This window comes from Pseudomonas sp. ATCC PTA-122608 (assembly GCF_001952855.1).
GTDB lineage: Bacteria > Pseudomonadota > Gammaproteobacteria > Pseudomonadales > Pseudomonadaceae > Aquipseudomonas.
Genome location: NZ_LPNO01000052.1, coordinates 1 through 25,388, shown reverse-complemented (window position 1 = coordinate 25,388; position 25,388 = coordinate 1). Strand labels below are relative to the sequence as shown.

The 25,388-nt window shown below is 59.4% G+C and carries 24 protein-coding genes and 1 tRNA gene; 19 read left to right on the top strand and 6 right to left on the bottom strand.

Translation table 11 applies throughout. The features are described 5' to 3' along the window. The first annotated feature begins 69 nt into the window (after positions 1-69). The 15 genes from aspS to AU074_RS27690 all read left to right on the top strand — a co-directional run bounded on the left by aspS (position 70) and on the right by AU074_RS27690 (position 12,374). Positions 70-1,845, top strand: a complete 1,776-nt coding sequence (gene aspS / locus AU074_RS27760) for an aspartate--tRNA ligase (RefSeq protein WP_076017427.1) — start codon at positions 70-72, stop codon at positions 1,843-1,845. A gap of 151 nt (positions 1,846-1,996) precedes the next feature. Continuing rightward, the gene (locus tag AU074_RS27755; protein ID WP_003209810.1) at positions 1,997-2,743 is read left to right on the top strand and encodes a YebC/PmpR family DNA-binding transcriptional regulator; all 747 of its coding nucleotides are present in this window, start codon (positions 1,997-1,999) and stop codon (positions 2,741-2,743) included. Between the two features lie 156 nt (positions 2,744-2,899). After that, a complete protein-coding gene (gene ruvC / locus AU074_RS27750) occupies positions 2,900-3,424 on the top strand; it encodes a crossover junction endodeoxyribonuclease RuvC (protein ID WP_003209812.1) in 525 nt (174 codons plus the stop codon). A gap of 115 nt (positions 3,425-3,539) precedes the next feature. Next, on the top strand, positions 3,540-4,151 hold the full coding sequence (ruvA, locus tag AU074_RS27745) for a Holliday junction branch migration protein RuvA (protein ID WP_010169952.1): 612 nt from the start codon (positions 3,540-3,542) through the stop codon (positions 4,149-4,151). Further along, the gene (gene ruvB, locus AU074_RS27740; protein WP_071484352.1) at positions 4,152-5,210 is read left to right on the top strand and encodes a Holliday junction branch migration DNA helicase RuvB; all 1,059 of its coding nucleotides are present in this window, start codon (positions 4,152-4,154) and stop codon (positions 5,208-5,210) included. A gap of 138 nt (positions 5,211-5,348) precedes the next feature. After that, positions 5,349-5,804 carry a tol-pal system-associated acyl-CoA thioesterase gene (ybgC, locus tag AU074_RS27735; RefSeq protein ID WP_017475680.1) on the top strand — a complete coding sequence of 152 codons (456 nt, stop codon included), beginning with the start codon at positions 5,349-5,351 and terminating at the stop codon, positions 5,802-5,804. Between the two features lies 1 nt (position 5,805). Beyond that, a complete protein-coding gene (gene tolQ, locus AU074_RS27730; RefSeq protein WP_048727035.1) occupies positions 5,806-6,501 on the top strand; it encodes a protein TolQ in 696 nt (231 codons plus the stop codon). A gap of 23 nt (positions 6,502-6,524) precedes the next feature. Then, positions 6,525-6,977 (top strand): protein TolR, encoded by a 453-nt coding sequence (gene tolR / locus AU074_RS27725; protein WP_161635741.1) that lies wholly within the window; start codon positions 6,525-6,527, stop codon positions 6,975-6,977. Further along, the gene (tolA, locus tag AU074_RS27720; protein ID WP_076017426.1) at positions 6,977-8,050 is read left to right on the top strand and encodes a cell envelope integrity protein TolA; all 1,074 of its coding nucleotides are present in this window, start codon (positions 6,977-6,979) and stop codon (positions 8,048-8,050) included. Before tolR ends, tolA begins: the two co-directional genes overlap by 1 nt. 17 nt (positions 8,051-8,067) lie before the next feature. After that, positions 8,068-9,348, top strand: coding sequence for a Tol-Pal system beta propeller repeat protein TolB (gene tolB / locus AU074_RS27715; protein WP_173860414.1), 1,281 nt, complete (start codon positions 8,068-8,070; stop codon positions 9,346-9,348). A 55-nt stretch (positions 9,349-9,403) separates the two neighbouring features. Beyond that, positions 9,404-9,904: a peptidoglycan-associated lipoprotein Pal gene (gene pal, locus AU074_RS27710; RefSeq protein ID WP_003209827.1), complete on the top strand. Its 501-nt coding sequence runs from the start codon at positions 9,404-9,406 to the stop codon at positions 9,902-9,904. 6 nt (positions 9,905-9,910) lie between these two features. Continuing rightward, positions 9,911-10,744: a tol-pal system protein YbgF gene (gene ybgF / locus AU074_RS27705; protein WP_023659229.1), complete on the top strand. Its 834-nt coding sequence runs from the start codon at positions 9,911-9,913 to the stop codon at positions 10,742-10,744. Between the two features lie 164 nt (positions 10,745-10,908). Beyond that, positions 10,909-11,556, top strand: a complete 648-nt coding sequence (queE, locus tag AU074_RS27700) for a 7-carboxy-7-deazaguanine synthase QueE (protein ID WP_076017424.1) — start codon at positions 10,909-10,911, stop codon at positions 11,554-11,556. A gap of 1 nt (position 11,557) precedes the next feature. Further along, positions 11,558-12,235: a 7-cyano-7-deazaguanine synthase QueC gene (queC, locus tag AU074_RS27695; RefSeq protein ID WP_076017423.1), complete on the top strand. Its 678-nt coding sequence runs from the start codon at positions 11,558-11,560 to the stop codon at positions 12,233-12,235. A gap of 63 nt (positions 12,236-12,298) precedes the next feature. Next, positions 12,299-12,374, top strand: a tRNA-Lys gene (locus AU074_RS27690). 119 nt (positions 12,375-12,493) lie between these two features. Here AU074_RS27690 and pstB read toward each other — a convergent pair. The 5 genes from pstB to lldD form a co-directional block, all read right to left on the bottom strand. Further along, positions 12,494-13,273, bottom strand: a complete 780-nt coding sequence (gene pstB / locus AU074_RS27685) for a phosphate ABC transporter ATP-binding protein PstB (RefSeq protein ID WP_003209835.1) — start codon at positions 13,271-13,273, stop codon at positions 12,494-12,496. After that, the gene (gene pstA / locus AU074_RS27680) at positions 13,273-14,145 is read right to left on the bottom strand and encodes a phosphate ABC transporter permease PstA (protein ID WP_010169939.1); all 873 of its coding nucleotides are present in this window, start codon (positions 14,143-14,145) and stop codon (positions 13,273-13,275) included. Before pstA ends, pstB begins: the two co-directional genes overlap by 1 nt. Next, positions 14,142-15,137, bottom strand: a complete 996-nt coding sequence (gene pstC / locus AU074_RS27675; protein ID WP_083676737.1) for a phosphate ABC transporter permease subunit PstC — start codon at positions 15,135-15,137, stop codon at positions 14,142-14,144. Before pstC ends, pstA begins: the two co-directional genes overlap by 4 nt. 63 nt (positions 15,138-15,200) lie before the next feature. After that, positions 15,201-16,217 carry a phosphate ABC transporter substrate-binding protein PstS gene (gene pstS / locus AU074_RS27670; RefSeq protein WP_076017422.1) on the bottom strand — a complete coding sequence of 339 codons (1,017 nt, stop codon included), beginning with the start codon at positions 16,215-16,217 and terminating at the stop codon, positions 15,201-15,203. 169 nt (positions 16,218-16,386) lie between these two features. Then, entirely contained in the window at positions 16,387-17,529 is a 1,143-nt protein-coding gene (gene lldD, locus AU074_RS27665; RefSeq protein ID WP_076017421.1) for an FMN-dependent L-lactate dehydrogenase LldD, read from the bottom strand. Positions 17,530-17,636: 107 nt separating this feature from the next. Here lldD and AU074_RS27660 point away from each other — a divergent pair, with 107 nt between their 5' ends. Next, the gene (locus AU074_RS27660) at positions 17,637-18,542 is read left to right on the top strand and encodes a LysR family transcriptional regulator (protein WP_076017420.1); all 906 of its coding nucleotides are present in this window, start codon (positions 17,637-17,639) and stop codon (positions 18,540-18,542) included. On the opposite strand, the gene AU074_RS27655 is transcribed toward AU074_RS27660, so the two are convergent. Beyond that, entirely contained in the window at positions 18,539-20,497 is a 1,959-nt protein-coding gene (locus AU074_RS27655; RefSeq protein WP_076017728.1) for a PAS domain-containing sensor histidine kinase, read from the bottom strand. The genes AU074_RS27660 and AU074_RS27655 overlap by 4 nt on opposite strands. Positions 20,498-20,855: 358 nt before the next feature. On the opposite strand from AU074_RS27655, the gene AU074_RS27650 reads away from it, so the two are divergent. From AU074_RS27650 to nadA, 3 genes are all read left to right on the top strand, one after another. Then, a complete protein-coding gene (locus AU074_RS27650) occupies positions 20,856-22,142 on the top strand; it encodes an OmpP1/FadL family transporter (RefSeq protein ID WP_076017419.1) in 1,287 nt (428 codons plus the stop codon). A 128-nt stretch (positions 22,143-22,270) separates the two neighbouring features. Beyond that, positions 22,271-23,842: a lactate dehydrogenase gene (locus tag AU074_RS27645; protein WP_256576982.1), complete on the top strand. Its 1,572-nt coding sequence runs from the start codon at positions 22,271-22,273 to the stop codon at positions 23,840-23,842. A 220-nt stretch (positions 23,843-24,062) separates the two neighbouring features. After that, positions 24,063-25,121 carry a quinolinate synthase NadA gene (nadA, locus tag AU074_RS27640; RefSeq protein WP_003209852.1) on the top strand — a complete coding sequence of 353 codons (1,059 nt, stop codon included), beginning with the start codon at positions 24,063-24,065 and terminating at the stop codon, positions 25,119-25,121. Positions 25,122-25,388 lie beyond the last annotated feature (267 nt).

Sequence of the window (25,388 nt, the reverse complement as noted above, 5' to 3'; positions counted from 1 at the left end):
TGACTTAGCTGTACGGTGATGAGGCAGGCCTCCACTGAATTTCGAATTACGAGAAGCGAAACCACTATCATGATGCGCAGCCACTATTGCGGCCAACTGAACGAGACCCTGGAAGGTCAGGAAATCACCCTTTGCGGATGGGTTCACCGTCGCCGCGACCACGGCGGGGTGATCTTCCTCGATATCCGTGATCGTGATGGTCTGGCCCAGGTGGTGTTCGATCCGGACCGCGCCGAGAGCTTCGCCGCCGCCGACCGCGTGCGCAGCGAGTACGTCGTGAAGATCACCGGCAAGGTTCGCCTGCGTCCGGCCGGCGCCACCAACGCCAACATGGCGTCGGGCATGATCGAAGTGCTGGGTTACGAGCTGGAAGTGCTGAACGAGTCGGAAACCCCGCCGTTCCCACTCAACGAGTTCTCCGACGTTGGCGAAGAAACCCGCCTGCGTTATCGCTTCCTGGACCTGCGTCGCCCGGAAATGGCCGAGAAGCTGCGTCTGCGTTCGCGCATGACCACCAGCATCCGTCGCTTCCTGGACGAAAACGGCTTCCTCGACGTCGAGACGCCGATCCTGACCCGTGCTACCCCGGAAGGCGCTCGCGACTACCTGGTGCCGAGCCGTACCCACGCCGGTTCCTTCTTCGCGTTGCCGCAATCGCCACAGCTGTTCAAGCAGCTGCTGATGGTTGCCGGCTTCGACCGTTACTACCAGATCGCCAAATGCTTCCGTGACGAAGACCTGCGGGCCGACCGCCAGCCGGAATTCACCCAGATCGACATCGAGACCAGTTTCCTCGATGAAAAAGAGATCATGGGCATCACCGAGCAAATGATCCGCAACCTGTTCAAGGAAGTGCTGGACCTGGAATTCGGCGAATTCCCGCACATGACCTTCGAAGAAGCCATGCGCCGTTACGGTTCCGACAAGCCTGACCTGCGTAACCCGCTGGAACTGGTTGACGTTGAAGACCAACTCAAAGACGTCGACTTCAAAGTGTTCAGCGGTCCGGCCAACGACCCGAAATGCCGTATTGCTGCGCTGCGCGTTCCTGGCGCTGCGAGCATGCCGCGCAAGCAGATCGACGACTACACCAAGTTCGTCGGCATCTACGGTGCCAAGGGCCTGGCGTACATCAAGGTCAACGAGCGCGCCAAGGGCGTTGAAGGCCTGCAGTCGCCAATCGTCAAGAACATCCCTGAAGCCAACCTCAACGTGATCCTTGATCGCGTTGGCGCGGTCGATGGCGACATCGTGTTTTTCGGCGCCGACAAGTCGAAGATCGTCAGCGAAGCACTGGGTGCACTGCGGATCAAGGTCGGTAACGACCTGAACCTGCTGACCTGCAAGTGGGCGCCGATGTGGGTTGTCGACTTCCCGATGTTCGAAGAGAACGACGACGGCAGCTTCAGTGCCCTGCACCACCCGTTCACCGCGCCGAAGTGCACGCCGCAAGAGCTCGAGGCCAACCCGGCTGGCGCTCTGTCCCGTGCCTACGACATGGTGCTGAACGGCACCGAGCTGGGTGGCGGTTCGATCCGTATCCACCGCAAGGAAATGCAGCAGTCGGTCTTCCGCCTGCTGGGCATCAACGAAGATGAGCAGCAAGAGAAGTTCGGCTTCCTGCTTGACGCCCTGAAATACGGCGCGCCGCCTCACGGTGGCCTGGCCTTCGGCCTGGACCGTCTGGTGATGCTGATGACCGGCGCGCAGTCGATCCGTGAAGTGATTGCCTTCCCGAAAACCCAAAGTGCTGCCGACGTCATGACGCAGGCACCGGGTGTGGTGGATGCCAAGGCACTGCGCGAGCTGCATATCCGTCTGCGCGAAGCACCAAAGGCTGAGTAAGGCCGCAGCGTGAAAGCGCCATAAGGTTTTACATTGTCAGCTAAGGGCGCATCTTCGGATGCGCCTTTGCGTTACAAGGGCTGTACGTTAAAGAGGGAAGTCCCGCCTGGGGCGGGATCGACAGGTTTCTACAGAATTTCGGAGTTGTGTTATGGCTGGCCATTCCAAGTGGGCGAACATCAAGCACCGCAAAGAGCGTCAGGATGCCAAGAAAGGCAAGATCTTCACCAAGTGGATTCGCGAGCTGACCGTCGCTGCGCGCCAAGGTGGCGGTGACCCGGGTTCCAACCCGCGTTTGCGCCTGGCCCTGGACAAGGCCCTCGGTGCCAACATGAGCCGCGACATCATCGACCGCGCCGTGGCCCGTGGTGCCGGTGCGGCCGATACCGACGACATGGTCGAGCTGAGCTACGAAGGCTACGGCCCGGGTGGCGTGGCGGTGATGGTCGAGTGCATGACCGACAACCGCAACCGTACTGCGGCCGCCGTGCGCCATGCATTCAGCAAGTGTGGCGGCAACCTGGGCACCGACGGTTCGGTGGCCTACCTGTTTGAGCGCAAGGGGCAGATTTCCTTCGCGCCGGGCGTTGACGAAGATGCACTGATCGAAGCCGCGATGGAGGCGGATGCCGACGACGTGGTGACCAACGAAGACGGTTCCATCGACGTGTTTACCTCGTTCGCGGGTTTCTACTCTGTGCGTAACGCTCTGGAAGCGGCCGGTTTCAAAGGTACCGATGCGGAAATCGTGATGCTGCCCACCACCAGCGCCGAGCTGGACCTGGATGGGGCGCAGAAGGTGCTCAAGATGCTCGACATGCTTGAAGACCTGGATGACGTGCAGAACGTCTATTCCAATGCCGATATCCCGGAATCGGTGGCCGAACAGCTAGGCTGAGGGATGATGCAGATCTAATGTGGGAGCGGGCTTGCTCGCGAAGGCGGTGTAACAGTCACCTTATCGACTGACTGGTACACCGCCTTCGCGAGCAAGCCCGCTCCCACATTTCGACCTTCGCTATATCAAGAATTTTTTACCCAATCCGCAGGCGTTATGACTCTAATCCTAGGTATCGACCCCGGTTCGCGAATCACCGGCTTTGGCGTGGTCCAACAGACCCCGCGAGGCTGCGTGTACGTGGCGTCGGGCTGTATCCGTACCGGCGCCGGCGAGCTGGCCGAGCGCTTGCAGATCGTTTATCGCGGCGTGCGTGAAGTGATCCAGACCTACGGCCCGGTCACCATGGGCATCGAAAAAGTGTTTATGGCAAAAAACGCCGACTCGGCTTTAAAGCTCGGCCAGGCCCGCGGTGCGGCCATCGTTGCCGGTGCCGAGGAGGGCATGGAGATCGCTGAATACACCGCGACCCAGGTCAAGCAAGCCGTGGTCGGTACCGGTGCCGCGAATAAGGAGCAGGTGATGATGATGGTCATGCACATGCTCAAGCTCACCGCCAAACCGCAAATCGATGCCTCTGACGCCCTGGCCATTGCCATTTGCCACGCCCATACCCGCTCCAGCCTGATGCCCCATGGCCTGGGTACGGCACGCAGTCGTGGCGGCCGGCTGCGTCTCTGATAGCATCAGCGCAATCATTCTGCGTGGGGTGCATGAACGGCCTGTGCTGTCGGCCGGCATGCCCGCGTTATTACCGGTCAGGCCTTGATCTGAGCCGATTCTTAAGGATTCGAACGTGATTGGACGCTTGCGCGGCACTCTGGCTGAGAAACAGCCGCCGCACCTGATTCTGGATGTAAACGGGCTGGGCTATGAGCTGGAAGTGCCCATGACCACCCTCTACCGCCTACCGTCGGTCGGTGAACCGCTGACCCTGCACACCCATCTGGTGGTGCGCGAAGACGCACAATTGCTCTATGGTTTCATTGGCAAGCGTGACCGGGACTTCTTCCGTGAGCTGATCCGCCTCAACGGCGTGGGCCCGAAGCTGGCGCTGGCGCTGATGTCCAGCCTCGAAGTCGATGAGCTGGTGCGCTGCGTGTCGGCCCAGGACACCTCGGCGCTGACCAAGGTGCCAGGCGTCGGCAAGAAAACCGCCGAGCGCTTGCTGGTGGAGCTCAAGGACCGCTTCAAGGCCTGGGAGGTCGTGCCGAGCATGTTCGCCCTGGTGCCTAACCAGCCGGATGCGCCGGGTGTGCCGGTGGCCAGTGCCGAAAGCGATGCAGTCAGTGCGCTGATCTCCCTGGGCTACAAGCCCCAAGAGGCGAGCAAGGCCGTGTCGGCCATCAAGGACAAGAACCTGAGCAGCGAAGACATGATCCGCCGCGCCCTGAAGGGAATGATTTAAGTGATTGAAGCTGATCGTCTGATCGCGGCCACCGGCCCCCGTGACCGTGAAGAAGTCCAGGACCGGGCGATTCGCCCCCTGAGCCTTGCCGAATACATCGGCCAGCCCACCGTGCGTGAGCAGATGGAGCTGTTCATCCAGGCCGCGCGCGGGCGTAGCGAATCCCTGGACCACACGTTGATTTTCGGCCCGCCGGGCCTGGGCAAGACCACCCTGGCCAACATCATTGCCCAGGAAATGGGCGTGTCGATCAAGTCCACCTCCGGCCCTGTGCTGGAACGCCCGGGTGACCTGGCGGCGCTGTTGACCAACCTGGAACCCCACGACGTACTGTTCATCGACGAGATCCACCGGCTTTCGCCCATCGTCGAAGAAGTGTTGTACCCGGCCATGGAAGACTTCCAGCTGGACATCATGATTGGCGAAGGCCCGGCCGCGCGCTCGATCAAGCTCGACTTGCCGCCGTTCACCCTGGTGGGGGCCACCACCCGTGCGGGCATGCTGACGAACCCGCTGCGAGACCGTTTCGGGATTGTTCAACGTCTAGAGTTCTATAGCACGGCGGATCTGGCGACTATTGTCAGCCGTTCGGCGAATATCCTCGGTCTGCCCCTGGACCCGGAAGGCGCGTTTGAAATCGCCCGTCGCGCCCGTGGTACGCCGCGGATTGCCAACCGGTTGCTGCGACGGGTGCGCGACTTTGCCGAAGTACGGGCCAAGGGGCATATCACCAAGCCCGTGGCAGACCTGGCGCTGAACCTGCTGGATGTGGATGAGCACGGCTTTGATCACCAGGACCGGCGCCTGCTGCTGACCATGATCGAGAAGTTCGACGGTGGCCCGGTGGGTGTGGACAGCCTCGCGGCAGCCATCAGCGAAGAGCGGCATACGATTGAGGATGTACTGGAACCGTACCTGATCCAGCAGGGCTATATCATGCGTACGCCGAGGGGGCGTGTGGTCACCCGGCATGCCTATCTGCACTTTGGGTTAAACATTCCGTCACGATTGGGCGAGATGCCCGTAGTAGACGAATTCCTCGATGCAGTAGACGATTAAAAACGCTTGGCGATTCGATTTATTCGGCGTTTGTGCTGTCCTAGTGGCTGGCGTCGTCATTCTTTCGTTAGAAATGTGCCACAGAATGAAAAACAGTTGCCTGGCCGGATTGGCAACCTGAGGAGTAAGCACTAGAGTATGCGCGCGCAAAACGGGGATCAGTCGTTCGCACATCGCTGTCGCGTTTATTACGAGGACACCGATGCCGGCGGCATCGTTTATTACGTCAATTACCTAAAGTTCATGGAGCGGGCTCGAACCGAGCGGCTACGGGAGCTGGGCTTTGCCCAATCCCAGCTGGCAGGGGAGGACCTGTTGTTTGTCGTGCATTCCAGCGAGGCGCGTTACTACGCGCCGGCGCGACTGGACGATGAATTGCTGGTCAGCGCAGAAATAACCGAATTGAACCGTGCCAGCCTGCGCTTTAAACAGCAGGTCAGGCGGGCTACGGATGCAACGCTGCTCTGTGAGGGGCAGTTCCTGGTGGCCTGTGTTCGCACCAATAGTTTGAAACCCCGGGCCATTCCCGAAGCTCTACGCACGGCCTTTGCCGGCGTGAGCGGCGCGGGTAAACATTCAGAGCAGGAGATTTAGCGTGGAACCTACCGTCGTCGACCATTCCTCCATGTGGAGCCTGGTCAGCAATGCCAGTGTCGTGGTTCAACTGGTGATGCTGATCCTGGTAGCCGCATCGGTTACCTCTTGGGTCATGATTTTTCAGCGCAGCAACCTGCTGCGTGCCGGTCGACGCGCCCTGGAGAGCTTCGAAGAGCGCTTCTGGTCGGGTATCGACCTGTCCAAACTGTATCGCCAGGCCGGCAGCAACCCGGACCCGGATTCGGGCGTCGAGCAGATCTTCCGTGCCGGCTTCAAGGAATTCTCCCGTCTGCGCCAGCAGCCAGGCGTTGATCCGGAAGCGGTCATGGAAGGCGTTGCCCGTGCCATGCGCGTAGCGATTTCCCGCGAAGAAGAAAAGCTTGAGCAAAGCCTGCCGTTCCTCGCCACCGTAGGTTCCGTCAGCCCGTACATCGGCTTGTTTGGTACCGTGTGGGGGATCATGAACTCCTTCCGTGGCCTGGCCCAGGCCCAGCAAGCGACCCTGGCCACCGTGGCCCCGGGTATCGCCGAAGCGCTGATCGCCACCGCCATCGGCCTGTTCGCAGCTATTCCCGCAGTAATCGCCTACAACCGTTTTGCCGCTCGTGGCGAAACCTTGATCAGCCGTTACTACACCTTCGCCGATGAATTCCAGGCGATCCTGCACCGTAAAGTGCACACCAGCGAAGAATAAGCAGGTAATTCCCAATGGCTTTAATCGCTCGAGCTCGCAAAAAGCGCAAGCCGGTCGCCGAGATGAACGTAGTGCCTTACATCGACGTGATGCTGGTGCTGCTGGTTATCTTCATGGTGACCGCGCCGATGCTCAATCAGGGCGTGAAGGTTGATCTGCCCAAGGTTTCCAGCGAAGCCTTGCCGCAGGACAACAACACCCAGGTCCTGACCATTTCGATCAAGGCTGACAAGACCTATTACTGGAACCTTGGCAGCGAAGTCGACACTCAGAAACAGCAGGACAAGGCCATGACCTTGCCGCAGATGACTGATGCTGTGACCAAGATCATTCGCGCCGGCAACGAAGGTGGCAAGCACACCCAGGTGTTCATCCGCGGCGACAAGGTCGTCGACTATGGCTCCGTGATGGGCGCCATGGGCGGGCTGCAGAAGGCCGGCGTCGGTAACGTTGGTTTGATTACCGAGGCGCCCTGATGCACCAACAGCGAGAGCCGTCCGCCTCGGAAAGCTTCTTCTGGCCTAGCGTCTGGGCGATTGCCCTGCACGTCCTGGTGTTTGGCATGCTGTTTGTCAGCTTTGCCATGACCCCGGACCTGCCGCCAGCCAAGCCGATCGTGCAGGCGACCCTGTATCAGCTGAAATCGAAAAGCCAGGCCACCACCCAGACCAATCAGAAGATTGCGGGTGAGGCCCAGAAGTCGGCTGCGCGCCAGACTGAAGTCGAGCAGATGGAACAGAAGAAGGTCGAGCAGGAAGCGGTGAAGGCTGCTGCGGAACAAAAGAAAGAAGAGGCGGCTCAAAAGGCCGAGGAATCGAAAAAGGCTGACGAGGCGAAGAAAGCTGACGAGGCTAAAAAGGCTGATGAAGCCAAGAAAGCCGATAAAGCTGCCGAAGCCAAGAAGGCTGAAGAGAAACAATTGGCTGATATAGCCAAGAAGAAATCTGAAGAAGAAGCCAAGAAAGCTGCTGAAGAAGAGGCCAAGAAAAAGGCCGCTGAAGACGCGAAGAAAAAGATAGTCGAAGACGCGAAGAAGAAAGCCGCGGACGACGCCAAGAAGAAAGCTGAAGCTGACGAGGCGAAAAAGAAGATCGCCGACGATGCGAAGAAGAAAGCTGCCGCCGACGCCTCCAAGAAAAAGGCCCAGGAAGCAGCACGTAAATCGACCGAAGACAAAAAGGCCCAGGCCTTGGCCGATTTGCTTTCCGACACGCCGCAGCGCCAGCAAGCCTTGGCCGATGAACGTGGTGACGAAGTCGCGGGCAGTTTCGATGACCTGATTCGTTCACGGGCAGCGGAAGGGTGGACCCGTCCTCCTTCGGCACGCAAAGGCATGACAGTAGTGCTGCAGATCGGCATGTTGCCGGACGGTACGGTGACTTCGGTCGGCGTGGCCAAGTCCAGTGGCGACGGTTCGTTCGACAGTTCGGCGGTAGCAGCGGTCAAGAACATTGGCCGGTTGACCGAGATGCAGGGAATGAAACCAAGCGACTTCGCTCCCTACCGTTCATTCAAGATGACATTCACACCTGAGGATCTAGCCTTGTGAGAAACCTTCTTCGAGGAATGCTTGTCGTTATTTGCTGCATGGCAGGGATAGCGGCGGCGGATGAAAAGAACATTCTGGTCACCAGCGGTAGCGATCGGGCCACCCCGATCGCCGTTGTACCGTTTGGCTGGCAGGGCGGCAGCGTGCTGCCGGACGACATGTCGCAGATCATCAGCGATGACCTGCGCAACTCCGGTTACTACGCACCGATCGACAAAGGCAACATGATCAGCCAGCCGACCCAGGCCAGCGAAGTCATCTTCCGCGACTGGAAAGCGCTGAACGCCCAGTACCTGATGGTGGGCAGCATCACGCCTGCCGGCGGTCGCCTGCAGATCCAGTACACGTTGTTCAACGTCGCGACCGAGCAGCAAGTGCTGACCGGCAGCGTGTCGGGCACCACGGATCAACTGCGGGACATGGCGCACTACATCTCCGACCAGTCGTTTGAAAAGCTGACCGGGATCAAGGGTGCCTTCTCGACTCGCCTGCTTTATGTAACGGCAGAGCGTTTTTCGGTAGACAACACTCGCTACACACTGCAGCGCTCCGACTATGACGGCGCTCGCGCAGTGACGCTGCTGCAATCCCGTGAGCCGATCCTGTCGCCACGCTTTGCACCCGATGGCAAGCGTATCGCCTATGTGTCCTTTGAACAGAAGCGTCCACGGATCTTCGTTCAGCACATTGATACCGGTCGCCGTGAGCAGATCACCAACTTTGAAGGCCTGAATGGCGCGCCAGCCTGGTCGCCGGATGGTTCGCGACTGGCATTCGTATTGTCCAAAGATGGCAACCCGGACATCTACGTGATGAACATGGCTTCGCGCCAACTGAGCCGTGTTACCAGTGGCCCGGGCATCAACACCGAACCGTTCTGGGGCAAGGATGGTTCGACCATCTACTTCACCTCAGACCGTGGTGGCAAGCCGCAAGTCTACAAAACCAGCGTGAGCGGCGGCGGCGCCGAACGAGTGACCTTTATTGGTAACTACAACGCTGCACCGAAGCTTTCGGCTGATGAAAAGACGTTGGTGATGATTCACCGTCAGGATGGTTTCACTAATTTCCGGGTTGCGGCCCAGGATTTGCAGCGTGGAACGGTAAAAATCCTTACAGATACCAACCTTGATGAGTCAGCTACTGTTGCGCCCAACGGCACCATGGTAATCTACGCCACCCGCCAGCAGGGCCGGGGAGTCTTGATGCTCGTGTCCATTAATGGACGCGTAAGGCTCCCGCTTCCTACCGCACAAGGCGAAGTCAGAGAACCGTCCTGGTCCCCTTACCTGAACTGACGCGGCGCTACAAAAAGAAGTACTTAACACACTGGGGTTCATTAGGAGTTTCACGATGGAAATGCTGAAGTTTGGTAAGTTTGCTGCTCTGGCTCTGGCTCTGTCCGTAGCCGTTGGTTGCTCGTCTAAAGGCGGCGACAATGCCGGTGAAGGCGCAGCTGTTGATCCAAACGCTGGTTACGGCGCTAACACTGGTGCAGTTGACGGCTCCCTGAGCGAAGAAGCTGCTCTGCGCGCTATCACCACTTTCTACTTCGAATACGACAGTTCGGACCTGAAGCCAGAAGCCATGCGCGCTCTGGACGTTCACGCGAAGGACCTGAAAGCTAACGGCGCTCGCGTTGTTCTGGAAGGTAACACCGACGAACGTGGTACTCGTGAGTACAACATGGCACTGGGCGAGCGTCGTGCGAAAGCCGTTCAGCGCTACCTGGTACTGCAAGGTGTTGCTCCGGGCCAACTGGAACTGGTTTCCTACGGTAAAGAGCGTCCAGTTGCTACTGGCCACGACGAGCAGTCCTGGGCTCAAAACCGTCGCGTCGAACTGCGTAAGTAATTCGTCATGCGAACGTGCCGTCGTGCTCTAACTGTATTGGCTCTCAGCCTGGCACCGCTTGCGGTGTGGGCTGCGGTTCCTGTGGAAGATAGCAACTCTGGCTATAACAATAGCGGGAGCAGTTATCCCCCAGCGGGTTATGGCACGAACGGCGCCTATGCCGGGGGCGCGGCTACGGCCGCGCCTTCGGCACAGGGCGAACTGTTCAACCAGCTGCAACGCATGCAGGATCAATTGTCGCAGCAACAAGGCACGATTGAAGTTCTGCAGAATCAAGTGAACCAGCTGAAGCAAGAAGGCCTGGAGCGTTACCAGGATCTTGATCGACGTATTGGAGCCGGCGTTACACCAGCCGCCACTCCTGATAATTCTTCTGCCGGTGGCGCCGCAAGCGCCGCCGGTGGTGCAGCAGCAGGGGCCGCGGCTGCGAGCCAAGCCCCTGCCGCCAGCAGCGAACCGGGTGATCCGGCGAAGGAAAAGCTGTATTACGACGCAGCCTTCGACCTGATCAAGGCCAAGGATTTCGATAAGGCCAGCCAGGCTTTTACCGCATTCCTGCGCAAATACCCGAACAGCCAGTACGCCGGCAACGCCCAGTACTGGTTGGGTGAGGTGAACCTGGCCAAGGGTGACCTGCAAGGTGCAGGTCAAGCGTTTGCCAAGGTCAGCCAGCTGTACCCCAAGCACGCCAAGGTGCCGGACTCGCTGTACAAACTCGCTGACGTAGAGCGCCGCCTGGGTCATACCGACAAGGTCAAAGGCATTCTGCAGCAGGTGGTGGCCCAATATCCGGGTACCTCCGCTGCTCAGTTGGCACAGCGGGATCTGCAACGCATGTAAGCGTTGCAACCCGTTCAGAAGAAACCCGCGCCCTGCGCGGGTTTTTTCGTTAGAATCCACGCCCTTTTATGACACACGCTTCCTGGGGTTTACGCGTTGGCGCAATTCCTTGAAGTGCCTGACGGAGGCGGACAGCCTGTTTAGCTGTTACGCCCGTGGCGACTATGCAAGACACATTACGTATCACCGAAGTTTTTTACTCGTTGCAGGGTGAAACGCGCACTGCCGGGCTGCCCACTGTATTTGTGCGCCTCACCGGTTGCCCGCTGCGTTGCCAATACTGCGACAGCGCCTACGCCTTCAGCGGCGGCACCGTGCGTACCCTTGACGACATTCTCGAGCAAGTAGCCGGTTACCGGCCGCGCTATGTCTGTGTTACCGGTGGCGAGCCACTGGCACAGCCTAATGCCATTCCGCTGCTCAAGCAGTTGTGTGACGCCGGTTACGAGGTGTCCCTGGAAACCAGCGGCGCCCTGGATATTTCCGCGGTAGACCCTCGCGTCAGCCGGGTTGTCGACCTCAAGACCCCGGGTTCCAAGGAAGCGCACCGCAACCGCTACGAGAACATCGAGCTGCTGACGGCCAACGACCAGGTCAAGTTCGTCATCTGTTCCCGTGAAGACTACGACTGGGCGAACTCCAAGCTGATCCAATATGGCCTGGACCGCCGAGCCGGCGAAGTGCTGTTTTCCCCAAGCCACCATGACCTGAATGCGCGTGACCTGGCTGACTGGGTCGTCGCAGACAATCTGCCGGTGCGCCTGCAACTGCAGTTGCACAAGTACCTGTGGAACGACGAGCCGGGGCGCTGAGATGACTGATCAAAAGCGTGCGGTCATTCTGCTGTCCGGCGGCCTCGACTCGGCCACCGTGGTTGCCATGGCCCGTGCCGAAGGCTACGGCTGCTACACCATGAGCTTCGACTACGGCCAGCGCCACCGCGCCGAGCTTGATGCCGCGGCTCGCGTCGCCCGCGACCTGGGCGTGGTGGAGCACAAGGTGATCGGACTGAACCTCGACGGCATGGGTGGCTCCGCTCTGACCGACAGCTCCATCGACGTGCCACAAGGCCCCAGCGAAGGCATCCCGGTGACCTACGTGCCGGCGCGCAACACGGTCTTTCTGTCCCTGGCCCTCGGCTGGGCCGAAGTGCTGAACGCCCGCGACATCTTCATCGGCGTTAACGCCCTGGACTACGCCGGTTACCCGGACTGCCGTCCCGAGTACATCGAGTCGTTCGAGCGCATGGCCAACCTCGCTACCAAGGCCGGTGTAGAAGGGCAGGGCTTTCGCATCCTGGCGCCGCTGCAGAACCGCAGCAAGGCCGATATTGTGAAGGCTGGCGTAGGACTCGGCGTCGATTACTCGCTGACTGTTTCCTGCTATCAGGCGGACAATTACGGTCGGGCTTGTGGGAAATGCGACAGCTGCCGACTGCGTGCAGAGGGCTTAGAGGCGGCCGGAATTACTGACCCAACGCGTTATTTCTGATTTATTTCAAATAAGGTGTTGAATAATCCTTAGAAATCAGTATTATACGCGCCACCACACAGCGGGTCGTTAGCTCAGTTGGTAGAGCAGTTGGCTTTTAACCAATTGGTCGTAGGTTCGAATCCCACACGACCCACCATTTTTGGCGGTTTAGAAAATCCGGAAGGCCCACGCAAGTGAGGATTTCCGGGTTTTTTTTTGCCCAACAAAAGCCGATCACTCTCAACGCCGAGAGTGATCGGCTTTTTTGTTTTAAACCTAGCCAAACCGCCCGGTGATGTAGTCCTCGGTCTGCTTCATCTTCGGCTTGGTGAAGATCTCATCCGTATTGCCGTGCTCAATCAGTTCGCCCATGAACATGAACGCCGTGCTGTCGGATACCCGCGCGGCCTGTTGCATGTTGTGGGTCACGATGATCACCGTGTATTGCTCTTTCAGCTCGGTGATCAACTGTTCGATACGCCCGGTGGAAATCGGGTCGAGTGCCGAGGTCGGTTCATCCAGCAGCAAAACCTGCGGCCGCAGCGCAATGGTGCGAGCGATGCACAGGCGTTGCTGCTGCCCGCCTGAGAGGCTCTGGGCGCTCTGCTTGAGTTTGTCTTTCACTTCATCCCACAGGGCGCCTCCGCGCAGGGCCTGCTCCACACGGTCATCCATTTCCCGGCGTGAGAGCTTTTCATGGTGGCGCACGGCATAGGCGATGTTGTCGTAGATCGACATGGGGAACGGCACCGGCTTCTGGAAAACCATCCCGACATGACTGCGCAGGCGGTTCATCGAGTAGCCGGGGGCGAGGATGTTTTCGCCGTTGAGCAGCACTTCGCCGCGGGCTTCCTGCTTCGGGTACATCGAGTAGATGCGGTTGAACACCCGCAGCAAGGTCGACTTCCCGCAACCCGATGGACCGATGATCGCGGTGATGCGTTTTTCCGGAATGTCGATGTCGATGGATTTCAGCGAACGCTGGTTGTTGTAGAAAAACTCCAACCCACGGACACGGATTTTGGTTTTTTCAGGATCAAGGCGGGTCGATTGCATCAGTGGGACCTATTGCGTAAAAGAATCAGGCGAGACAGCAAGCTCAGCACCAGCACGAACATCGTCAGTACCAAGGCGCCTGCCCATGCCAGGGAGTGCCAGTCATCGAAGGGGCTCATGGCGTACTGGAAAATAACCACCGGCACGCTGGCGATCGGTTTGAGCAAGTTGCTGCTCCAGAACTGGTTGCCGAAGGCAGTGAACAGCAGCGGGGCGGTTTCGCCGGTAATCCGAGCCAGCGCCAGCAGGATGCCGGTCACCACGCCGGCCTTGGCGGCTCTCAACACGATCTGCAACGTCAGCTTCCATTGCGGCACGCCCAGGGCCAGGGCGGCCTCACGCATGGTGGAGGGCTGCAGTTGGAGCATCTCGTCGGTCGTCCTCACCACCACCGGAATCACCAGCAGTGCCAACGCCAGGGCGCCGGCAATGGCAGAGAAACCGACCTGGTGATTGGTCAACAGGTTCAGCGGCAGGATCACGCCGGTGTAGATGAACAAACCGAGGACGATTGAGGGCGCGGACAGCAGAATGTCGTTGATGAAACGCACCGTGGTACCCAGGCGCGAATGCCGTGCGAATTCCGCCAGCCAGATACCGGCCATCAGCCCGATGGGCGTGCCAATCAGCAGCGCAATCCCGGACATCAGGGCGCTGCCATAAAACGCGTTGGCCAGGCCGCCGTCTGTTCCGGGTGGCGGTGTCATCTCGGTAAACAGGCGCAGGTTGAGTGCCTGAAAGCCGTTGATGATGGTGGTCAACAGAATCCACGCCAGCCACAACAGGCCAAAGGCGGTGGCGCCACAACTCAGCAGCATGGCCACGCGGTTCTTGAAGGCACGCTTGCGGTACAGGCGTTCGTTGCTGTTCATAGGCCCTCCTTGCGTGACAGGCGCATGAGCATCAGCCGCGCCAGTGCCAGCACCACGAACGTCACGATAAACAGCAGGAAGCCCAGCGCGATCAGTGCCGAACGATGCAGGTCGGTATAGGCCTCGCTGAACTCGTTGGCGATGACCGATGCGATGGAGCTGCTGGGCATCAGCAATGAGGCGGAGAACTGTTGTGCGTTACCCAGCACGAAGGTGACGGCCATGGTTTCACCCAGGGCGCGACCGAGGCCGAGAAATACCCCACCAACCACTGCCGAACGGGTGTAGGGCAACACGATGTCCCACACCACTTCCCAGGTAGTGCTGCCCAGCGCGTAGGCCGATTCTTTCAATTGAGTCGGCACACTGCGGAAAACCTCATGCATCACCGACGTAATGAACGGCGTAATCATGATCGCCAGCACAATGCCGGCGGTCAGCATCCCGATGCCCAGCGGCGGCCCCTGAAACAGCGAGCCAATAAACGGAAGCGCACCCAGGTAATCGTTGATCCAGGGTGACAAGTGTTCTGCCATAAAGGGCCCGAAAACAAACAAACCCCACATGCCATAAATGATCGAGGGAATGCCCGCGAGCAATTCAACGGCGGAGGCGACCGGCATTCTCAGCCAGGGCGGCGCCACTTCAGTGAGGAAAATCGCGATGCCAAAACTCACCGGCACTGCAATCAGCAACGCCAGGAAGGAGGTGACCAAGGTGCCGTAAATCGGTACCAGGGCGCCGAAGTGGTTGTTGACCGCATCCCACTCGGTGCTGGTAATGAAACCGAAACCGAAGGTCTTGAAGGCCAGGCCGCCGCCCCACAATGTCGAGGCGGCGATGCTTGCCAACAACAGCAAGACCAGCATGGCGGCCCCGAACATCGAGCGTTTGAACCACAGGTCGTTACGCTGATCGCGAGCGGCGCGGCTGTCACCCGACACATCGCTCGCGTGAGTGGTCATGGCCAGAGGATGGACAGTTTCGTTCATATCAGATGTGCTCACCCGCCTTGCTCAAGCAGGTGCCTGGCAAGGGGGTCATGGGAGGACGGATCAGTGGGCGAAGTCGGACTTCCAGTAACCTTCGATCCGGGTCACGAGGGAATCAGGCAACGCGACGTAGTCCAATGCCGCAGCCTGCTGTTGACCTTTCTCCAACGACCATTTGAAGAAGTTGAAAGCGGCCTGGCTTTGCTCGGCGTTCTTTGCCTGCTTGTACATGATGATCCAGGTGGTCGCCGTGATCGGCCACGCGTTCTCGCCCGGTGCGTTGGTCATGATCAGGTTGAAGTCTTGGGCGTTGGCCCAGTCGGCGGTATCCGCCGCTGCCTGGAAGGCCTTGGCGTTGGGCTCGACGAATTTGCCGGACGCGTTCTTCAGTGAGGCGTAATTCATCTTGTTCTGCAGGGCGTAGGCGTATTCAACAAAGCCTATGGAGTTCTTGATCTGCTTTACGTAGGCCGAAACACCTTCGTTACCCTTGCCACCCACACCGACTGGCCACGGCACGGTGGTGCCGAAACCGATTTTGCTTTTCCAGCCATCACTGACTTTGGAGAGGTAGTTGGTGAAGTTGTACGAGGTGCCCGAGCCGTCCGAGCGGTGGACCACGGTGATATTCGCGCCAGGCAGCTTCAGGCCGGGGTTGAGCGCGGCAATCGCCGGGTCGTTCCAGGCCTTGATGTCACCGAGGAAAATCTTCGCCAGCACCTCGCCATCGAGTTTCAGTTGGCCTGCTGCAACGCCTTCGACGTTCATCACCGGCACGATGCCGCCAATCACGCTGGGGAACTGGCCGAGGCCGCCGGCCTTCAATTCATCCACCGACAGCGGTGCGTCGGAAGCACCGAAGTCTACGGTCGCCGCCTTGATCTGGGCGATGCCGCCGCCAGAACCGATGGACTGGTAGTTGATCCGGTCATTGGAATTCTTGCTGTATTCCTGGGACCACTTGGACAGCACCGGGTAGACGAAACTGGAGCCTGCGCCCGTGACGTCGGTGGCGTGAGCGACACCACTCAGGCACAGGGCAGTGAACAACACTGACAGACTCTTTTTGGTCAGCAACATCACGACGACACCTCAAAGAAAAGGGTTAAGTGGAGGGCTCCACCTGTCAAAGACGTGACGATTTAATTCCTGGGATGTTTCTGTTTGATGACGGTTTGGCTTTATGAAGAAACATTTAGAAATATCTGCGAATGACCTCAGAAGAGTGATTCTGAGGCCATTGCGCCAATCAACCCTGGCTGCGCACCAGAATCGATTCATCGATTTGTGCAATCGACGTGACCCCGGTCAGCGTCATGGCCACGCGCATTTCCTTGGCGAAGATATCCAGCAGGTTTTCCACGCCACGCTGCCCGTCGGCGGCCAGTGCATAAGCCTGCGCACGGCCCAACAGTACGCCCTTGGCGCCCAGCGCGAGCATGCGCACCACGTCCAGCCCCGAGCGTACGCCGGAGTCCACCAGCACCGTCAGATCGCTGCCTACGGCTTGTACGATAGGCGCCAGCGCCTTGGCCGTGGACAGCACGCCATCCAGTTGGCGGCCGCCGTGGTTGGAGACGACGATGCCGTCGGCACCAAAGCTCACCGCGTCCTTGGCATCCTCGGGGTCGAGGATGCCTTTGATGATCATCGGGCCTTTCCAGAACTCGCGGATCCACTCCAGGTCTTTCCAGCTGATGGACGGATCGAAGTTGTTCGCCAGCCAGCCGATGTAGTCCTTCAACTGCGTGGGCTTGCCCAGGTATTTGGAGATGTTGCCCAGGTCGTGGGGGCGACCCAGCAGGCCAACATCGAAGGCCCAGGCCGGTTTGGTCATGGCTTGCAGTATTTGGCGTTGCGGGCCGTAGGCGCCGGACATCCCCGAATGCGCATCGCGATAGCGCGCGCCGGGGGTGGGCATGTCGACGGTGAACACGAGGTTTTTCACCCCGGCGGCCTGGGCTCGCTCCAGGGCGTTTTTCATGAAGCCGCGATCTTTCAGCACATACAGCTGAAACCAGATGGATTGCGGGCTCTGGGACGCCACTTCTTCGATCGGGCACACAGACACGGTCGACAGGCAAAACGGAATGCCCTTGTTCGCCGCCGCCTTCGCCGCCTGCACTTCACCACGCCGGGCAAACATGCCGGTCAGGCCCACGGGGCTGAGCACCACCGGCATCGCCAATGGCTGGTCGAACAACGTGGTTTCAAGGCTCAGGCTTTCGACGTTGCGCAGGATGCGCTGGCGCAGGCTGATGTCGGACAGGTCCGAACTGTTGGCCCTTAGGGTGTGTTCGGCGTAGGCACCGCCGTCGATGTAGTCGAACAGGAAACGCGGCAGTTTGCGGCGGGCGGCTTCGCGGTAATCCGATGCGGACGAAATGATCATGAACAGTGATGCCCCGGAATGAAGAAACGGTGGGGGGAGGATAGACAAACGCCTTTCATGGTAAAAACAACTTTTCCAACTTGATTCAAGTCGCAAACGGAATACTCATGAACCTTCGTACGCTGTTGGCCTTTGTCGAAGTAGTACGCCAGGGCAGCTTCTCACAGGCGGCCGAGGTGGTTTCACTCACGCAGTCTACCGTGAGCAAGGCGGTGAAGACCCTGGAAGATGAGTTGGGCACGCCGCTGTTCAATCGCATCGGCCACAAGAGCGAGCTGACGGCCGCCGGCGAAATTGCCTACCGTCGCTCCCTGGTGTTGCTCGCCGAGCGAAGTGACCTGGTGGCGGAGATCAACGACCTGCTGGGACTCAAGCGCGGTGTATTGCGCATCGGCTTGCCGCCGGTGGGCAGTGGCGTGCTGTTTGCGGCGATGTTTGCGTTGTATCGACAGCGTTATCCGGAAATCGAAATCGAGCTGATCGAGCACGGCAGCAAGAAGCTCGGCGAATGCCTGGAGGCCGGCGAGGTGGACCTGGCAGCGTTACTGGTACCGGTGGCGGGGGAATTTGAATATCAGGATGTGCGCGTCGAACCGCTGATGGTGGTGATGCCGATCGACCATCCACTGGCCGGGCGCAAAAGCGTCGACTTTTCCGACCTCGCCGACTCGCCGTTCATTCTGTTCGAAGCCGGGTTTGCGCTTAACCGGATTATTCTCACGGCCTGCGAGCGCAGAGGCGTAGTCCCGCGCATCACCGCCCGCAGCGCGCAGATCGACTTTATCGTCGACTTGGTTGCTGCGGGGCTGGGGATCGCGTTTCTACCGAGCATGCTGGCTTACAAACACCTGCATGCCGGTATCGCGCTGATTCAGCTGGACGAGCCTCAGACCGATTGGCACATCGCCCTGGCCTGGCGGCGACAGGCGCATCTGCCACCGGCGGCGCGGGCCTGGCTGGACTTGGCCCTGGAGATGGGCAATGTTCCAGACACGGCCCAGCCTGCGGTTTAGCTTTGTGCGACCAAGGGCAGGCGGCTGTTGACGACTTTTTGCAGCAGCAGGGCCAGCGCCTGGGTGGAATATGGCTTCTGCAGCAAGACAAAACGGCTGGCCTCTTCCTGAGCGATACGCGCGTATTCGTCGTTGTAACCGGTGGTAAGCACCACGGGCAGCCACGGATACAGGGCCTCGATCGCGTCCAGTAACTCCAGGCCGCTCATGCCGGGCATGGAGATATCCGAGAACACCACCTGGAAGCTTTCCGGGTTGGGAGCGAGCGCTTCCAGCGCGCTTTGGGCATCGGGCACCCACAGCACGTGAAAGCCCATCTGTTCCAGGGTCTGCGAGGTGTACAGGCCGACATCGGCGTTGTCCTCGACCATCAGCACGCCCAAGCCCGAGACAATAGGCGAGGTGCTGGTGGCCTGAGGCGCCGGCATGGCGCTTGGCTCGACCTTGGGCAGGTACAGGGTGAATTGGCTGCCGGTACCGCACTCGCTCTGCACCAGGATTTCACCGCCCGATTGCTTGGCGAAACCGTACACCTGGGACAATCCCAGCCCGGTGCCCTGGCCGATGCCCTTGGTGGTGTAGAAGGGCTCGAAGATAGCGTCGAGTTTCTCCGGCGGGATACCCGACCCGGTGTCCGTCAGTTCGATGGTCACGTAATCGGCGATGCGTACCGGATGAGCGCGTACCGAAGGTAGCCAGCTGGCCGTCGAGACAGTAATCGTCAAATGCCCATTGCCAGCCATGGCATCCCGGGCGTTGACCACCATGTTGACCAAAGCAGTGTCGAACTGGCTTTCATCGGCGTTGATAAAGCAGGCATCGTCGGGTACCTGGATGCTCACCTTGACCCGCGAACCGGTCAGGCTGTCCATCATCTCTCCCACCCGCTTCACACTTTCGCCGACATTGAACACCTCTGGCCGCAGGGCCTGGCGGCGGGCGAACGTGAGCAGTTGGGCGGTCAGGCGGGCTGCGCGATCTACGGTGCTGGCGATGGCTTCCACGTATTTGATGCGGCGCGCTTCGCTCAGGGCGGGCGGTTTGAGCAAGTCGGCGCAGGACTTGATCACCGTCAGCAGGTTATTGAAGTCGTGTGCGACACCGCCGGTGAGTTGGCCGATGGCTTCCAGTTTCTGTGACTGGCGCAGGGCATCTTCTGACAGGCGCAGGGCTTCCTTGGCTTCTTCCTCGGCCTGGATGTCGCGGCCCACGGCATGGATGTAGTCGCTGTCGGGCACGGCCGTCCAGGCGATCATGCGGTAGCTGCCGTCCTGGTGGCGGTAACGGTTCTTGAAGTTGGGGAAGTTCTTGCCGTCCCCCAGGCGACTGACTGCCGAGGATGAGACGGCCAGGTCGTCGGGGTGGACCAGCGCCAGCAATTGGCTGCCCACCAGGTCGTTTTCGGCGTGACCGAGCATGCGGGTCCAGGCCGGGTTCACGGCGGAGATCACACCGTCGAGTTGCGCCACCAGCATCAGGTCTGGTGACAGGCGCCAGATGCGGTCGCGGTCGCGGGTGCGTTCGATCACCCGCTGCTCCAGGGATTCGTTGAGCTTGCGCAGGGATTCTTCGGCTTCGCGCAGGGGCGTGATGTCCCGGGAGACGCAGAGGATTTTCTCCGGCAGACCGTCACTGCCCATGATCGGGCTGACGTTCACATGCCACCACTTCAGGTTGCCAGCCATGGTGTTGGCGGCGCCGATGAAGCTGGCGTTGTGGCCATCCCGGGCGGCTTGCACGGCAGCCTTGGCGTCGAGATTACCCTGGTCCTGCCAGAAGTCCGGCCAGGGGCAGCCGCGAATCGCATTGAAGTCGCTGACCTCCATGATCTGCTTGCCGCCTTCGCTCATGAAGGTCAGCCGCGCGTCGAGGTCCAGCACCTTGATGCAGTCGTTGATGCTGGCAAGCACGCGCTCGGTGAAGGCTTCGCTGTGATCCAGGCCCGCGACGGACAAATCGCTGGCACCCGTTTCGGGTGGGCGATGTGTTTCTGAACCCTTCCCGATAGTGCTATTCATTTGAGTGCTGCCGCGCGTGTTAAATAGCCGCCATCATGTCATTGCGACACTTATATCTCCAGCAACTTGACGCTAATTCGACGGCGGTCGCCCGTCTGTCTGCAAGCGCCGGATCAAGCTTAAAACTCATCAGTCATTTTCGGGTTTTCAGGTCTGAATGAGTGCGCTAAAAACCGCCAAAGTCGTTGAAATCAAGAGGATTGTCGGACAATTTTTCGCATGAAAAACTCTTCATAATTTGCCCGCTCGAAGATTGGTAGCTTCCTCGTGCTGCCCAATAATTCGAGTTCTAATAATGAATAAAAAACTCTGCAAGAGCGCTTTGGCGCTGTCGATTTCGCTCGCCTCCACGTCCCTGTTTGCAGGTGGTTTCGCCCTCAATGAACAAAGCATCAGTTCAATGGGTACAGGCTACGCCGGGCGTTCCTCCTCCGCCGATGACGCCAGCACGGTGTTCGGCAACCCGGCCGGCATGTCCCGCCTCAAGCAGAATGAAGTGAGCATCGGGGCGACTTACCTGGATGCGAGTTCGAATATCAAGAACGCCAGCTCCTCGCAATTCGGTGCCAATAACCCGGGCACCGACAAGGGCGACATGGTGCCGGGCATTGCCGTGCCGATGGGCTACCTGGTGACGCCGATTGATGAACACTGGGCGTTCGGCCTGGGGATCTATGCGCCGTTCGGCCTGGAAACCGACTATGAGCGCAGCTTTCAGGGCAATGGCTTTGGCAATAAAAGCCAGATCAAGGTCATCACCGTCCAGCCGACGGTCAGTTATGCCTTCAACGACAAGGTCTCAGTGGGTTTTGGTCCTACCTTCAACCGGATCTCGGGTGAACTGGATTCCAACGTGCCGCTTGGGGGTGGCGCCGGCGAGAAGGTCAAAGTCAAGGGCGACGACACCGCCACCGGTTTCAATGCCGGTATCCTGGTACAACCGCTGGAAAGCACGCGCATCGGCCTGACTTATCACTCGCAAGTGGTCTACCACCTCAGCGGCAAGACTAACGCTTCCGGCCTGATTTCCGATGCCTTTGATGGCGGCCCGCAACGCTATGACGCCAGCCTCAATGTCACCACACCCTCGTCGGTGGACTTCTCGGTTACCCATCAACTGAACGATGACTGGACCCTGTACCTGGGCAGCACTTACACGCGCTGGAGCCAGTTGAAGAAGATCACCATCAACAACGACGGTGTGTCAGCCTTGGCCGCCCAGTTCGGCGGCTTGAATGCGATCACCGAACAGCAGAACTGGCATGACACCTGGTCCCACGCCATTGGCGCGGCGTACCGGGTAAACAAACAACTGGTGCTGCGTACCGGGTTCTCGGTGGATCAGACGCCAACCAACAACACCGACCGTTCCGTGCGCATTCCGACGGGTGACCGTACTGTGTTCAGCCTCGGTGCCGGGTGGACGCCAATCGAAAACGTAACCTTTGACGTGGCCTATTCCTACCTCAAGGAAGAACCGATCAAGGTGCGCCAGAGCCAGCCCGCCCTGGGCCTGACCTACGACGCCAAGTATGAAAACAGCGCCAACGGTTTTGGTGGTTCGGTCACTTACCGCTTCTGATGCACCGGAACAGGGCAAAGAGTCATTTTTCTGACATGGCTCTTTGCTAGCAATTGTATCAATCGCGCTACCAAACCCTGCCTGTCTTGGTTAAATTAGGCGTAATTCAGCTCAAGACAGGGATCGTCATGACTACGCTTTCGCCGATCAGCTCCGCCATTCCCCTTATCAATCGACCCGCCGTTACGCCGCCAGCGACGCTGACGCCAGAAACGGAGGTCACTGCCGTGCGTCCTTCCTCGGTGGTCAGCCTTGGCAATGTCACGATGGAGGTTCAAGCCGAGACGTATTCCCGAAACGGACAATTGCCCGGTCATGGGTCGATCAACGCTTGGGAAAGTGACAGCTACGATGCGGTGACTAAAGCGATCAACACGAATTTCTATGCGCTGCCCAGAGGCACGGGCTTCAGCGGCCTGGGCGCGACCCTGATCGAGCAATTTGCGAAGAGCGGTACCGACATCTCGCAGTCGGCGCTGAGCACCACTTCGTCCAAGACCCAAAGCCCCGACGCGCTCAAGATTCAACAGGCGCTGCTCCACAGCAAGGCAGACAACCTGGTCAGCCTCACCGTCAAGACGGCCAGCGGCAAGACCGTCACCTTCAGCCTGGCCAGCCAGTCCGGTGGCCTGGCTGCGCAGGCCAAGGTGGACGGCGGCACCCTCAGCGCCGCCGAGCTCAAGGAAGTCGCCAAGTTGGGCGAAGCCTTCCAGGGTGCCATCGACGGCCTGGCCGCCCAGCCGCCGAAACTCGAGTTGAGCAAGCTGACGCAGTTTGATTCCAGTGTGTTGTCCTCGGTGGATCTCAGCGGCAAATTGAAAGTGGGCAACGTTGACGACCTCACCCTTGCGTTCCATGCGGACAACCAGAGCCGTACGACGAAGATGAGTGGTCCGGCGGGGGAAGTGAATCTCTCGGTCGACCTGAAAAACGCCGGCATCCTCGGCAACGCCAAGCAGCAGGCAATCGCGCTGAAAAGCTACCTGGCCCAGTTCGACAAGGCCCAGGCGCGGGGCAAAGCCGACGCTGACCTGATGGCGATGTTCAAGGACGCGTTTACCGCCATGAACAGCAACTACCCGCAGGGCATCAAGGCGCCACAGCCGCTGACCCGGAATGCGGCGGATCAAGGCCTGCTCACCGGTCTCGCAGATTTCAAGGCCTCCATCAGCCAGACGGCCTCGTCCCCGAACCCGGCCCGCCTGGCGGAAACCGACACGTTTGCCTATGAGGTGTCCCAGAAGACCCGCGTCGGCGGCAATGACCTCTCGAATCGCACGGTCGACCAGGTCCAGCAATCAACTCTCAACGCCAGTTTTCATTTGGCGCTCAATGGCGGTAAGCCACCGTCTTTCGATAGTCAGCGCGAGTCGCAGAACTACCTCTATGTGCAGGTCGACGACAAGGCCAGCAGCTCGGCGAATATCACCTACAAGGACGGCTTCCTGACCAACGCCTCCGTGGACCAGAGTGCCAGCCAGATCACCCGTACCCAGCGCTATGAGATGGGGATATTGGTTAAAGACACCGTGGCGCCGAACCAGGCCAGCAGCCATCGCGACTACCTGGTGTTGCTGGAGTACGCGGCGCGGGAAGGCAAAAAGGCCCAGGGCGCTGATGAAACTATCCTGAAGGATGCGCTGGCGAACATGCATCAGTTGGTGTTGCTGCAAGACGATCCCACCGTTTTGCCCCGTTAAACCTGTCGTTGAAAAAAAGGGAAACCCCTGGCCGGGTTTCCCTTTTTTTATGCTTCGTCGAATCCCAGATTAGGCTTTTGAAACCATTCGATATTCTGTAGCCTTGCGCAGCTTCACCGTGCTTGATGAACACAATCACTTCGTCCGGCGGCGCCCGAAGGGCTCCAGAGCCGGTGGTACACTCGACTTTCGCGCAACTGCGCCTGCAGGTCTTGCGAACATGACGCAAATTTCCGAACGCCTTCTGGTCCAAGCCCACCTCGACGCCAAGCAGCCCAAGGTGCTGAGCGCTGAAGAAGAGGCGGGCTACCGTGCCGCCATCGCTGCCGAGCTCAAGGCTCAGGACGCGGTGCTGGTGGCGCACTTCTACTGCGATCCGGTGATTCAGGCCCTGGCCGAAGAAACCGGTGGCTGTGTCTCCGACTCCCTGGAAATGGCCCGCTTCGGCGCGGCGCACCCGGCCAAGACCGTATTGGTGGCGGGCGTGCGATTCATGGGCGAGACGGCCAAGATCCTCACGCCTGAAAAACGCATCCTGATGCCAACCCTGGAAGCTACGTGCTCCCTGGACCTTGGCTGCCCGGTGGATGAGTTTTCGGCGTTTTGTGATCAGCACCCTGAGCGCACTGTGGTGGTTTATGCCAACACGTCGGCAGCGGTGAAAGCCCGGGCTGATTGGGTAGTGACTTCCAGCTGTGCGTTGGAGATTGTCGAAAGCCTGATGGATAACGGCGAGACCATTATCTGGGGGCCGGATAAGCATCTGGGCACCTATATCCAGCGTCAGACGGGTGCGGACATGCTGCTGTGGGACGGTGCTTGCATCGTGCACGAGGAGTTCAAGTCCAAGCAGTTGGAGGACATGAAGGCGTTGTACCCGGACGCAGCGATTCTGGTGCATCCGGAGTCGCCCACTTCGGTGATTGAGTTGGCGGATGCGGTGGGGTCGACCAGCCAGTTGATCGCGGCGGCGCAGCGGTTGCCGAACAAGACGTTTATCGTGGCTACTGATCGGGGTATCTTCTACAAGATGCAGCAGTTGTGCCCGGATAAGGTGTTTGTCGAGGCGCCTACGGCCGGGAATGGGGCGGCGTGTCGCAGTTGTGCGCATTGTCCTTGGATGGCGATGAACACCCTGGAACGTACGCTGCAATGTTTGCGTGAGGGGAGTAATGAGATTTTTGTTGAGCCTTCGGTGATTCCGCAGGCGGTTAGGCCGCTGAAGCGGATGTTGGATTTTACTCAGGCGGCTCGGTTGAGGTTGGCTGGTAACGCCTGATTTTCGGTGGGTTGGTTTGTGTACATATCCGTTGCTGCGGTAACGGCGGCTTATGGTTCCGCTCTTACAGCGGGTCACTTTTGGCAAACGCGGTACGTGTCAATGTATCTGTCGCCTTACTACTGTTTTAGCAAGCCATTGCGGCCCTAGCATCCGGTCGCTCCGGGTTCAGATAAACAGCTTCTGCAAGCTGCCAGTTACGTGTGTTCCCGCTCCAGCGGCTGGGATTAGCCGCTTTAGCGGACTCGTACAGATCCTTGCGGGCTA

Coding starts and splice junctions, on each gene's coding strand:
- aspS (WP_076017427.1), top strand. CDS start 70: ATGATGCGCAGCCACTATTGCGGCCAACTGAACGAGACCCTGGAAGGT.
- AU074_RS27755 (WP_003209810.1), top strand. CDS start 1,997: ATGGCTGGCCATTCCAAGTGGGCGAACATCAAGCACCGCAAAGAGCGT.
- ruvC (WP_003209812.1), top strand. CDS start 2,900: ATGACTCTAATCCTAGGTATCGACCCCGGTTCGCGAATCACCGGCTTT.
- ybgC (WP_017475680.1), top strand. CDS start 5,349: ATGCGCGCGCAAAACGGGGATCAGTCGTTCGCACATCGCTGTCGCGTT.
- tolA (WP_076017426.1), top strand. CDS start 6,977: ATGCACCAACAGCGAGAGCCGTCCGCCTCGGAAAGCTTCTTCTGGCCT.
- tolB (WP_173860414.1), top strand. CDS start 8,068: ATGCTTGTCGTTATTTGCTGCATGGCAGGGATAGCGGCGGCGGATGAA.
- pal (WP_003209827.1), top strand. CDS start 9,404: ATGGAAATGCTGAAGTTTGGTAAGTTTGCTGCTCTGGCTCTGGCTCTG.
- ybgF (WP_023659229.1), top strand. CDS start 9,911: ATGCGAACGTGCCGTCGTGCTCTAACTGTATTGGCTCTCAGCCTGGCA.
- queE (WP_076017424.1), top strand. CDS start 10,909: ATGCAAGACACATTACGTATCACCGAAGTTTTTTACTCGTTGCAGGGT.
- queC (WP_076017423.1), top strand. CDS start 11,558: ATGACTGATCAAAAGCGTGCGGTCATTCTGCTGTCCGGCGGCCTCGAC.
- pstB (WP_003209835.1), bottom strand. CDS start 13,273: ATGCAATCGACCCGCCTTGATCCTGAAAAAACCAAAATCCGTGTCCGT.
- pstA (WP_010169939.1), bottom strand. CDS start 14,145: ATGAACAGCAACGAACGCCTGTACCGCAAGCGTGCCTTCAAGAACCGC.
- pstC (WP_083676737.1), bottom strand. CDS start 15,137: ATGAACGAAACTGTCCATCCTCTGGCCATGACCACTCACGCGAGCGAT.
- pstS (WP_076017422.1), bottom strand. CDS start 16,217: ATGTTGCTGACCAAAAAGAGTCTGTCAGTGTTGTTCACTGCCCTGTGC.
- lldD (WP_076017421.1), bottom strand. CDS start 17,529: ATGATCATTTCGTCCGCATCGGATTACCGCGAAGCCGCCCGCCGCAAA.
- AU074_RS27660 (WP_076017420.1), top strand. CDS start 17,637: ATGAACCTTCGTACGCTGTTGGCCTTTGTCGAAGTAGTACGCCAGGGC.
- AU074_RS27650 (WP_076017419.1), top strand. CDS start 20,856: ATGAATAAAAAACTCTGCAAGAGCGCTTTGGCGCTGTCGATTTCGCTC.
- AU074_RS27645 (WP_256576982.1), top strand. CDS start 22,271: ATGACTACGCTTTCGCCGATCAGCTCCGCCATTCCCCTTATCAATCGA.
- nadA (WP_003209852.1), top strand. CDS start 24,063: ATGACGCAAATTTCCGAACGCCTTCTGGTCCAAGCCCACCTCGACGCC.